This window comes from Leuconostoc fallax (genome assembly GCF_004354645.1).
In the GTDB taxonomy this organism is placed as follows: domain Bacteria; phylum Bacillota; class Bacilli; order Lactobacillales; family Lactobacillaceae; genus Leuconostoc_B; species Leuconostoc_B fallax.
Genome location: NZ_PUFI01000015.1, coordinates 258,970 through 273,258 on the forward strand (window position 1 = coordinate 258,970; position 14,289 = coordinate 273,258).

The window sequence follows — 14,289 nt, forward strand, 5'->3', positions numbered from 1 at the left end:
TCACATAAATGATATTGGTTCCTTATCAATACTCAATTGCAATCCCTTTTTTGTCACCTTTTGTGCATTATCTTGTAAAACATGAAGTAAGTTATCAACCAATTGTTGATCTTTATACTTTAAAATAATTTGAAAATAGTAACGATTTCGCATCTTAGCAATTGGTTTTGGTGTTGGGCCTAAGATAACTGCTTGTTGTTGCAAATGCTTTTTCAACCACTGCGCCACCTTGGTCAATTGGATACTGGCCTGATTCTCATCTTGATGGCTGGCTTGAATTTGAGCAATAAAGTAATAAGGTGAATAACGTCCGGCATGGCGAACTGCCATTTCTCTTTGATAAAATCCAGGATAATCATGGTTCTTAGCAAGTTGTATGGCATAATGCTGCGGATTAAAGCTTTGCACCACGACTTCACCTTGTTTTTGGGCTCGACCTGCTCGACCACTCACTTGTGTCAATAGTTGGAAAGTGCGTTCACTGGCATGAAAATCTGGCAACCCGAGCGCTGTATCTGCATTAAGCACACCAACAAGTGTCACGTCAGGGAAGTCTAAACCTTTAGCAATCATCTGTGTGCCTAGTAGAATATCTGCTTCATGACGACCAAACTGTTGCAACATACGATCCATGCTACCCTTTTTGCGTGTTGTATCTTGATCCATACGAATAACCCGAGCTTGTGGAAATAAATCAAGTAATTCTTTTTCTACCTTTTCCGTTCCCGTGCCATAATAACGAATACGTTTGGACCCACATTGAGGACAAGTATGAGGAATAGATTCTTCATGTCCACAGTAATGACACTTTAATGAATGTGAATCCATATGCAAAGTCATCGCTAAATTACAATTAGGATCACGGGGCACATACCCACAATCACGACACATCACAAAGCTTGAAAATCCTCGCCGATTTAACATCAATACGGTTTGTTCGTTATTTTCAAGTCTTTGTGCCAATTTTTCTCGTAAAACATCAGAAAAGTTAGTTTCTTCGCCACTCGCTAACGTTTCTTTCATATCAATGACCTCAACATGTGGTAATTGTGCTCCGCCTGCACGTTGTGTCAAACGCAACAATTCATACACACCACGTTGTGCTCGTGCTCGTGTTTCTAAAGCTGGTGTTGCACTACCTAATATGACAGGTATTTGATGATATCGACCACGCCACAACGCAACCTCTCGAGCATGATAACGAGGATTATCGTTTTGCTTATATGTCGTTTCATGTTCTTCATCGACAATGATTAAACCAATATTACTTAAAGGTGCAAAAACAGCTGACCGCGCGCCAACAACAACTGTGGCTTCTCCTCGTTCAATGCGACGCCATTCATCATATCGCTCACCATCAGTTAAACCTGAATGTAAAATGGCTGTTTGATGACCAAATCTTCCTTTTACTCGGCGTACCATTTGTGGTGTCAAAGCAATTTCTGGTACCAAAAACAATACGGTCTTGTTATTTTTTAACACATGTTGAGCAACTTGTAAGTAAACTTCTGTTTTTCCAGAACCTGTAATACCTTCCAATAAGAAAGGTTGATAACGCTGCTGATCAAATTGATGACAGATTTTCTCATACGCCATTTGTTGCTCTGCATTCAATGTTAACGCCTTGACGTGATCAATCGTCATTGCTTTTAATGGGTCCCGTAACTGCTCAACTTGCACTTTGGTCAACCATTCTTTATTAAGCGCTTGTTTTAAAACTGAATCACCAATCACCAACTTTTGTTGCAAATCATGTTTGGACCAAGTTTCACCTAAATGTCCCATAATAAAAGACAGAAGTTGTTGTTGTTTTTTAGCATTTTGCTTGAGTTCCGATAAACTATTTTCTAACAATTCAGCATCTTCACTGAATTGATAAGCTACCGCTGTTTTGATTTTAGCGCGATCCTGTACTTCAATACGCATTTCAATTTGATTATGACGACGTAGTCTGGCTAAAATAACGAGTTCATCATCTGAAAATTGTTGTGGATTAAATGGAATTTCATCTAGATCCTTAAATATTTTTGTGCGAATATGATTATCTACCTCATCTACTAAACGGATATAGTGCTTATAGTCAGCTTTCAGTGCATTTGGCAAAATTGTCTTTAGAATTGAGATACGGAAAGCAAAAGTTGTTTCTGCTAAATACCGTGATAGATTCAATAATTCGGTATTTAAGACCGGTGCTAAATCTAGTGCTCGCGTTACTGCTTTCAATTTGCTAGCTGATACATCTTTTGGTAATTGTGCACTTATGCCAACAATAATCCCCAAAACTTGCCGATGTCCAAAGGGAACTTCAACTCGCATACCAGCAGCCAGAACAGATTTTAAATGCTCAGGTACTAAATATGTGTAGGGATGATTCGTTTGCATTGCCGGCACATCGACAATGATTTGTGCAAAAGTATTTGTCATATTCTTATTTTAACAAAGGCGTATTATTTTTTATAGTTTACGCATTTCAATTCAACATTAAAATAAACATATATTAAATTAGATTATTGACATAATATACTAATCATGTCATAATATCGATACACTAACAAAAGGAATAATCTGATGTCATATTTAAACGCTAACAATTTCACAGCAATTATTGTGGTCAACATTATTGTCATTATTATTTGACAAACAGTGGTTGATCTATTTGCTTATGCAGCCACTCAAAAGGTAGTGGCTAGCATGTGCTGTTAATGTTTAAATGTGATTTAGACGTGCTAGTTATTAAAACTAGCGCGTTTTTTATTTCTAAAAAATATGGGAGAACAATATGAAGAATTCATACAAGAAGCACTCGGATCGTCCTGATCCCAAAGAATTACAGCCAGGTACCGGGCCGTTAACACGCCCAGAAGAAAAAATGCGTGTTCGTGATTGGGTATATTCTGTATCTCAAGGCGTATCTAATACAATTTTAGCTGTATTGGGCATGGGCTTGCTATTAGCGATGCTTGGTGAGCAACTCCACTGGCCTGCCTTACAAATGGCTGGTATCCAAGGCCAAAAACTTTTAGCACCTGCTTTGGGGATGGCCGTTGCCGTTATGCTTCGGACATCAACATTAGTAACTGGTGCTAGTATGATTGCCGCCACTGTTGGTTCCAACGCCATCTATTTCACTGCTGCACCAATTTCAGGCGCAAGTACGGCCACTGGATGGGTTGCCTCTGGTAGTCATGCTTTGCCAGCAGGTTCCGCAGTTCTCACATCTGGTCAACCCATTTCAGCCGTTTTAGCTGCTGTAGTTGCTGCCGTTATTGGTAAGTGGTTAACAGGAAAAACACCCTTAGATATGGTATTGGTCCCATTGGCCTCAGCATTAGTTGGTTCCGTTGTCGGGCTTGGGTTAGCTACCGTCGTAACACCCGCTTTAAATGCAGTGTCTAAAACATTAGCAAATACCATGCAAGTTAATCCAATTCTTGGTGCTATCATTGTATCGGTTGCTTGGTTTATTTTCTTAATGACGCCAGCCTCTTCAGCCGCCTTAGCTATTGCTGTTCAGTTAGATCCAATGAGTGCCGGTGCTGCGCTTATTGGAACAACAGTCGCCTTCGTTGCCTTCGCTGCAATGGCACCCATGCAAAATAATTTAGGTGCTAATATTGCACAAACAATCGTGACACCCAAGATTCAGTTTCCCAATTTACTTAAACGACCAATTCTTGCTGTTGGTCCACTAGTAATTGCCGCCGTCATGTCTTGTATTGCAGTCGTCGTATTTCAATTTCAAGTACCGTATACAATCGGTGGTTTAGGTCTCAACAGTTTCATCGCGCCACTCACATTAACATCTACACCAAATAAACTACTTATTCTCATCGTATTTGGTATTGTTTTACCAGCAATACTATCATTTATTTATTATCGTTTCTTACAAACCATTGGTCAAACAAAACCCAACGACCTACACCTAGAAGAAGTTTAAGCGTAATCATAGAAAATGATTTGAAAAATTAAAATTAAACGAGTAATATTAAATAAATTAATAAGAATAGAGGAATATATTATGACATCAGCAAAAGTTAAACCAGAAGATTTTGATTGGAATGACCTAGGCTTTGCCTATCATGAATTACCTTATCGCTATCGTGCTTACTATAAAGATGGTAAGTGGTCTGCTGGCGCATTAGAGACTTCAGCTACAATTCCTGTTCACGAAGCTGCTACCGGCCTTCATTATGGTCAACAAATTTTTGAAGGATTAAAGGCATATCGTCGTCCTGATGGTGGTGTTAACCTTTTTAGACCTGATATGAACGCAGCACGGTTAAACCGTTCTGCCAAACGACTCATGATGGCTGAATTTCCTGAAGAACAATTTGTCGAAGCACTTAAGCAAGTTGTTCAAGCAAATGCTGATTTCATACCACCTTACGGTAGTGGTGCCACGCTATACTTACGCCCCTTTATGATTGGTCAAGGCCCTGTTGTTGGTGTTCATCCTGCTTCAGAATACGTTTTCACTATTTTTGCAACACCTGTTGGTGCTTATTATAAAGGTGGCCTAACACCAACTGCTTATGTTACCAATGAATATGATCGTGCAGCCCATGGTGGTACTGGTCAAGCTAAAGCTGGTGGTAATTATGCAGCTAGTATGTTGCCTGGACACGAAGCCCACAAAGCCGGATATTCTGATGTCGTTTATCTAGATCCTCGTCTTCATGAATTTATTGAAGAACTAGGCTCAGCTAACTTCTTTGGTATTACGAAAGATGGTCAATTCAAGACGCCAAAGTCACCCTCAATTTTGCCATCAGTAACAAAATACTCACTCTTAGCTTTAGCTGAAGAATTTGGTATGCAACCAGAAGAAACAGCAATTAGTATTAATGACTTGGATGAATTTGCTGAAGCTGGCGCAATGGGAACAGCCGCAGTTATCTCACCAGTTGGTTCTATCACCCATAATGGTGATAAGCACGTCTTCTATTCTGAAACAGAAGTGGGCCCACAGACTCAAAAGTTATATGATCGTTTGGTCAGCATTCAGTTTGGCGAACAAGAAGGTCCTGAAGGCTGGACAGTTGATGTCCCATTAGATTAAGCACGCAATACAATTGTAAAAAGAAAGTAGGTCACCTTATGGTTTCTGGGATTTAATACAAAACAAGCACAATTAGTTAACGCCTTATATCAGGCCTATCTTAATAATGTAGCGTTAGATATGACCGATTGGCAAAATACGGTTGATAATTTTAATACCGGCTATCTCATACAAGATGCGCTACTAAAAAAGAAAAATGAACGTATCACCGGCTATAAAGTATCATTAACAAGTGATACAACCCAACAAATGTTCAATACTAACGAACCATTGTATGGTCAACAAGTTGCTTCCAGAGTACTCACTCACCCCGCCAATGTTTCTTTAGATAATTTAAATGAACCATTAATTGAAGTTGAGCTCGTTTTCACAGCTAAGAAAACTTTAACAACAGACATGGATCTCGCAGAACTATTACAGAACAGTTTTATGAGTGGTGGTATCGAAGTACCCGATGCGCGTTTTAAAGATTGGTTTCCGACTTTGAATAAATATCTAGTCGTTAGTGATGCAGCTGTGGGTGGTTACATTGTTAGTGGTATACAGGTTGATGGTAATACATTAACAGTAGCTGATTTAAAAGACATTCACGTTGATACTTATCATAATGGTGCGCTCATTGCGAGTGGTGATGCAACAGAAGTATTGGGCAATCCACTTCATGCTTTGCAATGGTTAGTTAAAAAGTTAGCTCAAACTTGCAAACAGATTAACCCTGGAGATACCATATCCGCTGGAACATTTTTCGTACCACCAAAACTCGTTAAAGGTGAGTATGAGGCAAAGTTCAGTGGTCCACTCACTCAAACAACTATTTTGCATGTTAAATAAATAATTAATTTAAAAGTGTTGACAACCTACTATAGCCATGGTATTCTAATATAGTTGTTTAATACGAACAACGTAATTGACCATGGCTCGTTGGTCAAGTGGCTAAGACGCTGCCCTTTCACGGCGGAATCGAGAGTTCGATTCTCTCACGAGCTACTAAAAAAGCTGGAACTTCGGTTCTGGCTTTTTTGTTTGCTTATTTTGATAGCAAATAAAGAAGACGACAGTGTTTATTTCTCACTGTCGTCTTCTTTGTCCGCTTCAGCTACTTCTTCGGACTGCTTTTTATTTTGTGCAATATTTTGCAATTGTTCTGTAAACCATGTCGATATTTTAGCCTTCACGCTTTCTGCATCATCCTGATATGCAGATACTGAACTTGCTAACGCTATTTTTAAATTAGACTGACTAACAAATTCATTTTCTATAATCATATATAGATTAATATCACTTGTTTTATCTACCCAAATTAATTTACGTAAAGCATTTTTATAACGCAGTGGTAAATTAATAAAATTAGTTTCAATACTTAAATTTGTACCACCCGCTGCACTGCCCTCATTAATATCAAGCGTTACTTGCATAAAATGTTCATCTTCAATATGTGCGTCAACCACTGAAAAAAGTTGATCCAATGGAATTGTTTCAGTATCATCGCTAATCAATGTTTGTTTATAATAAACTTCATCAACAATATTTGTCTGTATCTGTTCACCAGAAATCATCATGATTCATACCCTCTAGTGAATTATTTTACCATAATTTAAAACGTTGCCAATAACCGATCAACCCGTGGTGCATAAATATCGCCAAATCGTACAAAATGCATCAAAATATAATAGAATTTATACCAGTTCGCACGTGTTTGGAAACCCGAGTCCAATGGATATGCTGCTTCATAGCTTTCATAAAAGGCCGGTTTAAAACCACTAAAGACTTGTGAAATTGCAATATCATATTCACGATCACCATAAAATGAATTTGGATCGATTAAAATCGGTGTTCCTAAGCGATCAAACATAAAATTACCAGACCATAAATCGCCGTGCAATAATGATGGTTGCACCGTTTGAGCGTGGTCATCTTGAAGAATTGTTTCTCTTAGCTGCTCATAGTGGTTACCCCTTTGTGTTAACCAAGAATTTTGCTTCTTAGCTTGTGCCATCAGGGGATCTAATCGTTGTGTGACAAAGAATTCTGCCCATGATTTTTGCCAGTCGTTATGTTTTGGCACTGTATCATTTAAATTATCAACGTCAAAACCAAATAGACCGTTATCCGATTTTTTTTGATGTAAATTTGCTACAGTGCGTCCCAACGCACCCTGGTCGCTCTTACCACGATCAATCCATTCCAAAATGAGATATGCATCCCCACGGATTTCGCCGTTGGCAATAACTTTGGGTGTTCTGACAACTTGGGATAATGCTGTTAATCCAGCTATTTCAACATCAAAAAATGATGCTGGATGTTGCTTTTGAACTTTCAAGAAATAATGTTGCGTGCCGGAATACAATGAATAAGCTTCATTAATATCTCCACCACGAACAGGCACAACATCATGTATGTTTTGAATATTCAATCGTGTTAAAAAATCTTCGGTTACCGTCATTTGATACCTCCAAAATAAAAAGCAGCTACTACATATAACCTGTAATAACTGCTTGATTTGCAATTTTGGCAAAAGAAATCCCCATAACAATGATTATTATCCTTTTTGATAATGCTATCTTTGTCATAAAATATCCTTTCACCTACCTAAATTCATTCTAACGTTAAATGAAAAAGTCTGCAAACTTATTTTTTATGTGGCATTCTTGACCAGAAATTATCTTTATTCATTTGCTTCGATCGAGCAATGCCCATCGCCTTCTCTGGCACATCATTAGTAATAGTTGAGCCTGCTGCAGTGATGGCTTGTGTACCAATATGAACTGGCGCTACAATTTTTGTATTAGAACCGATAAACGCATGGTCCCCAACAACGGAAGTAAATTTATTCACACCATCGTAGTTTACAAAAATTGTACCAGCCCCAACATTAACATCTTGACCCATCTCAACATTTCCAACATATGATAAATGACCAGCCTTACTGCCTTTACCTAAAGTAGCCTGCTTTGTTTCCACAAAGTTACCGATGTGAACATCATCTGCCAAATGTGATTGTGGCCTTAAGTGGGCATAAGGACCAATGGTGACACGATTATCAACAACCGCTTCTTCCAAATGAGAAGCAGTAATCACAACTTCGTTACCCACTGTACTGTCTTTTAGACGTGACCCTTGCGTAATCACCGTATCATGACCAATGCTTGTCTGTCCTAACAAAGATACGCCACCCTCAATAATTGTATCTTTACCAATAACAACAGTTGCGTCAATGTAAGTATTATCTGGATCAACAAGTTCAACACCTTGTGTCATTAAACGATGATTAATACGTTGACGCATCACCGCATTAGCTTTAGCCAACGCGACACGATCGTTAACACCCATTGATTCCGAAAAGTCTTTAAGCACATGCGCACCAATATGATGCCCAGATTTTCTTAAAATATCTAATGTATCAGGTAAATAATATTCTCCTTGCGCATTATCATTTGTCACCTGTTTTAATGACTCAAACAATAAGTGATTATCGAATATATAAACCCCTGTATTAATCTCTTGAATACGACGCTCTGTGACACTAGCATCTTTTTGCTCAACAATTTTTAAAACAGTATTATCATCTGCACGGACAATACGCCCATAACCAGTTGGATCATCTGCAATAGCAGTTAAAACAGTTACCGCATTATTGGTTTGTTTATGTGCCTGAATAAAATCCTTCAACGTATCTGCTTGAAACATTGGTGTATCACCTGACATGATTAATGTAACACCATCTTCATTTTTGAGTTCATCTTCAGTTTGGCGAACAGCATGTCCTGTCCCCAGTTGTTGCTTTTGCAATACAAATTTACTGTGGTCACCCATATGATCAGCAACACGTTCCGCACCAGTCCCAATAACTGTAATTAATTGATTGGGTTGGATTGGTGTGACAGCATCTAAAACCCAATCAATCATCGCTTTCCCAGCTACTTCATGTAATACTTTGGGAATTTCTGATTTCATTCGTGATCCCATACCCGCAGCTAATATGATCACATTTACTTGATTAGTCATTGATTTAAGCCTCTTGTTTATATATCTCTTTTAGAAAATTACCAGCAGTTACTGAAATAGGTGTATTAGCGCTTAAATTGGTATCAACATGTAGTAAGGATGTAAAGCGCTCCAGTAGTCGATTCATTGATCGCCCTTCGGCAAATACAGCTGTTCCAACGACTGTTCCATCAAATTCTCCAACCAAAGTTTGCATCCCTTGAATAGTTCCGCCAGCTTTCATGAAATCATCCACAATTAAAACACGAGAACCAGTTTTAAGCGAACGTCTTGATAATTCCATTTTTTCAACACGTTTGGATGACCCTGTTAAATAATTCACGCTAACTGTTGGTCCCTCAGTCACCTTGGCATCATCTCTAACAATGACAAAAGGTACATTTAACTGTTCAGCAACAGATTGTGCTAAGGGAATACCCTTAGTTGCCGCTGTCATCACAGCATCAATATTATCTTTCAAATACTGTGTTGCAATTAAACGACCAGCCTGTCTTAAAATATCTGGTCGCCCTAATAAATCTGACAAATAGACATAGCCACCAGGCAAAACGCGCGTCTCATCATCAACTAATTGACGAATATCTTCAATAAATGTTTCTGCTTCGTCTTGTAACATGTAAGGTACAAAACGCGCTCCTCCAGCTGCCCCAGGAATTGTTTCAAGCAATCCTGTGCCACGTTCTTGGAATGTCCGCTTTAATATTGATAAATCTTCTGATATCGATGACTTTGCAGATTCATATCGTTTGGCAAAGAATGATAGAGAAACTAATTGACGTGGTCTTTCCAACATATAACGTGCCATATCAACTAATCGATCAGATCGACGTGTTTTCATAATTCTATTTAATGGATTCGTTAATTCTTAACCAAATCCATTAATCCTCCTAATTTTTTTATAATTACTTATTAGTATATCACTATTAAACGCCGAACATTCGGATTTAATTATTTTTTTAGATTATTTATCATATTTTGTATTTTATTTAAATTCTGCTGTTGCCAATTCAAAATATCTTCACTTTGATTTTTAGGATAACTAATGGTAATGATCGGTATTTTATGGCTATTTGCCAGCTTGACGAGTTGTTTTGTTGTATTATTTTGCTGATTTGGCATCACGACAAAATCAACCTTATCATCGTCGATGTAATCTTTTGCTTCATCTAATAAAGTAGATGACGATTGGTGACTCACTTTTTTAAGCACACGTTGTGCATTTAACTGACTAAATAAAATATCCCAATCATCGCTAAGTGAAATATAATTTAAATTTTTATTTTTCTTAGCCAATGTCGCCAATTGTGTATTTAATACGGATAACTTAGTATTTAACTGATTATCATTACTAACATACGTATCACGATTTCTAGGATCTATGTCACTTAGCGTCGTGGTGAGCTTATCACTCAAAGCTTTAGTGGTTAATGGGCTTACCCACAAGTTATCAAAGTCATTATCAGTAATAATTTGATTTGCTGCAATAATTTTACTTTGTAGTTGCCAATTACGATATTGTGCTATTAATGTATCCTGATCATCTTGATGGTCAACCAGTATAATATCTGCTTTCTTTAACTGTTCTTTATCTTTAGCGCCCCACTCCTGAACATCAGTAGGCAATAATGTCACTTTCCCAGTATCGCCAACAATTTGTTGTGCAGCCTGCTGGTAAGCAGTAATTGTCGTAACAATTCGAATTTTTTGATTGACCGGACTCGCAGTATCACCGACTAAACGGATAAAAACGAGCATTGCGCCAATAAACACTAATAGGATAGTCAAAATCGCATAGAGGACTTGCTTATGCATAAATTAATACTCCAAGTTCTTCATCATTTGGGCTTTCTCTTCACAAAAAATAGGCCCGAAGGCCCACTCACTATATTAATCAGCAAAAGTGATATCAATATTTTTTGTCAAAACGTCAGTATAGCTATACGATACACGATCGAACTTTGCACTATCATTTAATTCAACAACAAATAATGAAGGATAAGTTTCGCGTAAAACACCCGAACGCTCTGTTATTTTCTTTCGACCAGCTTGAGCTGTCACTTTGATGCTATCACCAACGCGATTATCAAGCTTTTGTTTAATATCTTGTAAACTACTTGGCATTTTATACCACCTTTCGTATATAAACCAAGTTTATTATACAACGATTAGAAAAAAAATGCAAAAATATTTAAAATAACGAATATTTATAACGTATCACTTATTTGCATGTAATGCGATATACAGATGTGAAAGCTCAGCTAAGCTCAATTTTTCTGCCCGAATACCTGGATCTATCTCTGCTTTTAATAATGCAGATTGAATATTAGTTTTAGTACGATCATCTTTACCATAGGCCTGTACTAAATTATTCCAAAGGCTCTTACGACGATGCGCAAAACTTTGCTTAATCAGTGTAAATAACTTATCAACATTATCAACTTCGACCACTGGTTTAACTGGTACTAGCTTAACCACAGCACTATCAACATTTGGCGCCGGGTTAAACGCATTGGCCGAGACTTTCCGTGCTAGATGTGCTTGCGCAAAGTATTGGATGGTCAATGTTAGTACACCGTATGCTTTAGTTCCAATTTCAGCATTAAGTCGATCAGCTACTTCTTTTTGCATCATCACCACAATATTTTGCCATTTAAAATCAGCATGTAGCAACTGCGTCAGGATAGGTGTTGTAATATAGTAAGGTAAATTAGCAACTATTTTAACTGATGCTTCTGGTTCAAATTCCTGGCTAATCATTTCTGGTAAATTAACCTTTAAAATATCTTGATGAATCACACGAACGTTGTCATATTGCGCTAAGGTATCATCTAATACCTTAACCATCTGTTCGTCAATTTCAAAAGCCAATACTTTTTTTGCTTTACGTGCTAATTGTTCTGTTAAGGCACCAATACCTGGCCCAATTTCGATGACATAATCTTCTGATGTAATATCAGCAATATCGACAATATCATGTAAAACATTCACATCTGTTAAAAAATTCTGTCCAAATTTCTTTTTAGCATGCAAACCATATTGATTTAGAATTGCTTGTGTCCGTGTTGGATTAGCAATATCAATGTTCTTTGACATTTCAAGTCTCCTCGTATTGCGCCATTGTTGTTTTCAATTGTTGTGCATCAATATTATATTGCTGCAAACGTTTTTGCAATTGTTTACCATTGCTATAACCGATATGCAATTCATCGCCTAACCAGCTACGCCTTGCTTTAGCTTGGGTACCGGCAACAAGACCTAATGCCTGCAAAATATCCATATCAATTATTGCGGTATTTGTCATTTGATGATGCGCAACAGATGCCAATGCTCTTTGTAAAACAATTGGCGATGCATGCTCAACACCCAATGACTTATGTGGATTATCTTTAGCAGCGCGTCCCTCATCTTGCGTAATGTAAGCGTGCCACACGTTTGGTACGTGTTGCGTAATGATATGACGGATACGATTACCATTGAAATCAGGATCTGTTAAGACAATAACGCCTCGCTCCTGCATGGCTAATTTTATTCTGTCAATCGTTTCTGAGTTAATGGCACTACCACCGGTTTCAATTGTATCAGCATTAACTGCACGCGCTAAATTTTGGGTATCCGATCGGCCTTCAACAACAATTATTTCCTGTATCTTTAACGGCTTATTCATGATTTAAAAACAGACGGTGACCATTTGTTCGTGTAATATCTGTTAGTTTTTCAACTGGTATGTCAAGTGTTTCAGCTAAACTATCTAATACAAACTTCACAAATGCTGGTTCGTTTTGCTTCCCACGGTATGGTACTGGTGCAAGATACGGTGCGTCAGTTTCTACCAAAATACGATCTAGCGGTACGATTTTAGCAGCATCGCGCACTTCCTGCGCCTTTTTAAATGTTGCAACTCCACTAAATGAAATATGCATACCCAAATCAATAAATTTTTGTGCCTGTTCAGGGGTACCTGAAAAGCTGTGCATCACACCTTTAGTAATACCAGATTGTTTAATTATATCGTAGACATCACTAAAAGCATCGCGATTATGGATTATAACTGGTAAATCAGCTGCCTTAGCTAATGCCAAATGTTTTTCAAACGCTGCCTTTTGGACATCATGTGATGCTGTATCCCAATAATAATCTAAGCCCGTTTCTCCAACACCAACAACATTAGGATTTTTTATCTGCTCACCCAGAGTTTGCGCAGCTGCGTCACTAAAATCATTCGTATCCTCTGGTTGAAAACCTAGGACAGCGTAAACACCTTCATGTGCCTCAGCTATTTGTAAAGCGCGTTGATTACTTTGTGCATCAAACCCTACAATATTCATTTCCATAATACGAAATTCGTGCGCTCGCCCAATATATGCAGGAACATCATGAAATAACTGGTCATCATTCAAATGCGTATGTGTATCATATCCATCAACTAGCTTTTTATTTGAATTATAAATTGCCATTTCTACCTCCAAAAAATTTTATCTTAATTAGTATAGCATGCGACTTTTTTATCATAACAAATAAAAAGACTGATCGCTATTTTGTATCAGCCTTTTGATGTAAAAAATCTAATTTCTAACCTTTTTTTCTACCCAATTACTTAACCATGTTAACAATGTAATGACAATCAAGTACATCACCGCAATGATTGCCCACACTCTGAAGCCTTGTGAATTACGTGCCACAATTAAGGTTCCGGTCTGCGTCAATTCTAACAACCCGATCGCTGATAAAATAGACGTGTCCTTTAACGTAATAATGAATTGGTTAATAAAGCTCGGTACCATAATCCGCAACCCTTGCGGAACAATGACCTTCCGCATCGCTTTACCATATGGCAAACCTAATGATCGTGCTGCTTCCATTTGACCCTTTTCAACTGCCTCAAAACCACCGCGAACAAACGCTGCTGTATAAGCACCCTCATTCAATACCAAAGTGATAATTCCTGCTAAGAAGGCTGGTACCTTGGTACCAATAACTGTTGGTAAACCAATATAGATGAAGAATGCCAACACCATCAAAGGTAACCCACGGAAAATATAAATCACCGTTGTGGATACGCCGCGCAACCACTTTGTTTCACTGATACCTAGAATACCTAAGAAAATACCCCAGATAGAAGCCAAAATAATAGCGAGTACTGTTAACTTAATCGTTTCAATCAAGCCATCAATGAAGGCCTTTCGATTAGTCTTTAACAAACCAAGTACTGAATTATTGTCACTTGT

At 37.9% G+C, this 14,289-nt stretch carries 14 protein-coding genes and 1 tRNA gene; 4 read left to right on the top strand and 11 right to left on the bottom strand.

Features of this window, described 5'->3' with window-relative positions; translation table 11 throughout:
- Complete coding sequence (gene priA, locus C5L23_RS07985; RefSeq protein WP_010008659.1) at positions 1 to 2,424, bottom strand: primosomal protein N'; 2,424 nt, start codon at positions 2,422 to 2,424, stop codon at positions 1 to 3.
- Between the two features lie 355 nt (positions 2,425 to 2,779).
- Between priA and C5L23_RS07990 the strand changes: the two genes are divergently transcribed.
- From C5L23_RS07990 to C5L23_RS08005, 4 genes are all read left to right on the top strand, one after another.
- Positions 2,780 to 3,937, top strand: coding sequence for a PTS sugar transporter subunit IIC (locus C5L23_RS07990; RefSeq protein WP_010008661.1), 1,158 nt, complete (start codon positions 2,780 to 2,782; stop codon positions 3,935 to 3,937).
- A gap of 81 nt (positions 3,938 to 4,018) precedes the next feature.
- Positions 4,019 to 5,059: a branched-chain amino acid aminotransferase gene (locus C5L23_RS07995; protein ID WP_010008663.1), complete on the top strand. Its 1,041-nt coding sequence runs from the start codon at positions 4,019 to 4,021 to the stop codon at positions 5,057 to 5,059.
- A gap of 120 nt (positions 5,060 to 5,179) precedes the next feature.
- Positions 5,180 to 5,890 carry a 2-keto-4-pentenoate hydratase gene (locus C5L23_RS08000; RefSeq protein WP_240034444.1) on the top strand — a complete coding sequence of 237 codons (711 nt, stop codon included), beginning with the start codon at positions 5,180 to 5,182 and terminating at the stop codon, positions 5,888 to 5,890.
- A gap of 84 nt (positions 5,891 to 5,974) precedes the next feature.
- Positions 5,975 to 6,046 (top strand) — tRNA-Glu (locus tag C5L23_RS08005).
- 74 nt (positions 6,047 to 6,120) lie between these two features.
- Here the strand turns inward: C5L23_RS08005 and C5L23_RS08010 are convergent.
- The 10 genes from C5L23_RS08010 to C5L23_RS08055 all read right to left on the bottom strand — a co-directional run.
- Complete coding sequence (locus tag C5L23_RS08010; protein ID WP_010008665.1) at positions 6,121 to 6,618, bottom strand: hypothetical protein; 498 nt, start codon at positions 6,616 to 6,618, stop codon at positions 6,121 to 6,123.
- 35 nt (positions 6,619 to 6,653) lie between these two features.
- On the bottom strand, positions 6,654 to 7,502 hold the full coding sequence (locus tag C5L23_RS08015; RefSeq protein WP_133264660.1) for a fructosamine kinase family protein: 849 nt from the start codon (positions 7,500 to 7,502) through the stop codon (positions 6,654 to 6,656).
- Between the two features lie 185 nt (positions 7,503 to 7,687).
- A complete protein-coding gene (glmU, locus tag C5L23_RS08020) occupies positions 7,688 to 9,064 on the bottom strand; it encodes a bifunctional UDP-N-acetylglucosamine diphosphorylase/glucosamine-1-phosphate N-acetyltransferase GlmU (protein ID WP_010008666.1) in 1,377 nt (458 codons plus the stop codon).
- A gap of 4 nt (positions 9,065 to 9,068) precedes the next feature.
- Positions 9,069 to 9,902, bottom strand: a complete 834-nt coding sequence (purR, locus tag C5L23_RS08025; RefSeq protein ID WP_010008667.1) for a pur operon repressor — start codon at positions 9,900 to 9,902, stop codon at positions 9,069 to 9,071.
- Positions 9,903 to 10,012: 110 nt separating this feature from the next.
- Positions 10,013 to 10,876, bottom strand: coding sequence for a metal ABC transporter substrate-binding protein (locus C5L23_RS08030; protein ID WP_133264662.1), 864 nt, complete (start codon positions 10,874 to 10,876; stop codon positions 10,013 to 10,015).
- 75 nt (positions 10,877 to 10,951) lie between these two features.
- Complete coding sequence (locus C5L23_RS08035) at positions 10,952 to 11,185, bottom strand: Veg family protein (protein WP_010008671.1); 234 nt, start codon at positions 11,183 to 11,185, stop codon at positions 10,952 to 10,954.
- A gap of 93 nt (positions 11,186 to 11,278) precedes the next feature.
- A complete protein-coding gene (gene rsmA / locus C5L23_RS08040; RefSeq protein WP_133264664.1) occupies positions 11,279 to 12,157 on the bottom strand; it encodes a 16S rRNA (adenine(1518)-N(6)/adenine(1519)-N(6))-dimethyltransferase RsmA in 879 nt (292 codons plus the stop codon).
- Position 12,158: 1 nt separating this feature from the next.
- Positions 12,159 to 12,728 carry a ribonuclease M5 gene (rnmV, locus tag C5L23_RS08045; RefSeq protein WP_010008673.1) on the bottom strand — a complete coding sequence of 190 codons (570 nt, stop codon included), beginning with the start codon at positions 12,726 to 12,728 and terminating at the stop codon, positions 12,159 to 12,161.
- Positions 12,721 to 13,518, bottom strand: a complete 798-nt coding sequence (locus C5L23_RS08050) for a TatD family hydrolase (protein ID WP_010008675.1) — start codon at positions 13,516 to 13,518, stop codon at positions 12,721 to 12,723. The genes rnmV and C5L23_RS08050 overlap by 8 nt, the downstream gene beginning before the upstream one ends.
- A gap of 108 nt (positions 13,519 to 13,626) precedes the next feature.
- Positions 13,627 to 14,289, bottom strand: a 663-nt coding sequence (locus C5L23_RS08055) for an amino acid ABC transporter permease (RefSeq protein WP_133264666.1), incomplete at its 5' end; no start/stop codon positions are given.

What these genes read in the sequence shown, in the direction of transcription:
- C5L23_RS08015 (WP_133264660.1), bottom strand. Translation starts at nt 7,502, where the DNA reads ATGACGGTAACCGAAGATTTTTTAACACGATTGAATATTCAAAACATA.
- C5L23_RS08000 (WP_240034444.1), top strand. Translation starts at nt 5,180, where the DNA reads ATGACCGATTGGCAAAATACGGTTGATAATTTTAATACCGGCTATCTC.
- purR (WP_010008667.1), bottom strand. Translation starts at nt 9,902, where the DNA reads ATGAAAACACGTCGATCTGATCGATTAGTTGATATGGCACGTTATATG.
- C5L23_RS08010 (WP_010008665.1), bottom strand. Translation starts at nt 6,618, where the DNA reads ATGATGATTTCTGGTGAACAGATACAGACAAATATTGTTGATGAAGTT.
- rnmV (WP_010008673.1), bottom strand. Translation starts at nt 12,728, where the DNA reads ATGAATAAGCCGTTAAAGATACAGGAAATAATTGTTGTTGAAGGCCGA.
- glmU (WP_010008666.1), bottom strand. Translation starts at nt 9,064, where the DNA reads ATGACTAATCAAGTAAATGTGATCATATTAGCTGCGGGTATGGGATCA.
- C5L23_RS08030 (WP_133264662.1), bottom strand. Translation starts at nt 10,876, where the DNA reads ATGCATAAGCAAGTCCTCTATGCGATTTTGACTATCCTATTAGTGTTT.
- C5L23_RS07995 (WP_010008663.1), top strand. Translation starts at nt 4,019, where the DNA reads ATGACATCAGCAAAAGTTAAACCAGAAGATTTTGATTGGAATGACCTA.
- priA (WP_010008659.1), bottom strand. Translation starts at nt 2,424, where the DNA reads ATGACAAATACTTTTGCACAAATCATTGTCGATGTGCCGGCAATGCAA.
- C5L23_RS07990 (WP_010008661.1), top strand. Translation starts at nt 2,780, where the DNA reads ATGAAGAATTCATACAAGAAGCACTCGGATCGTCCTGATCCCAAAGAA.
- C5L23_RS08050 (WP_010008675.1), bottom strand. Translation starts at nt 13,518, where the DNA reads ATGGCAATTTATAATTCAAATAAAAAGCTAGTTGATGGATATGATACA.
- rsmA (WP_133264664.1), bottom strand. Translation starts at nt 12,157, where the DNA reads ATGTCAAAGAACATTGATATTGCTAATCCAACACGGACACAAGCAATT.
- C5L23_RS08035 (WP_010008671.1), bottom strand. Translation starts at nt 11,185, where the DNA reads ATGCCAAGTAGTTTACAAGATATTAAACAAAAGCTTGATAATCGCGTT.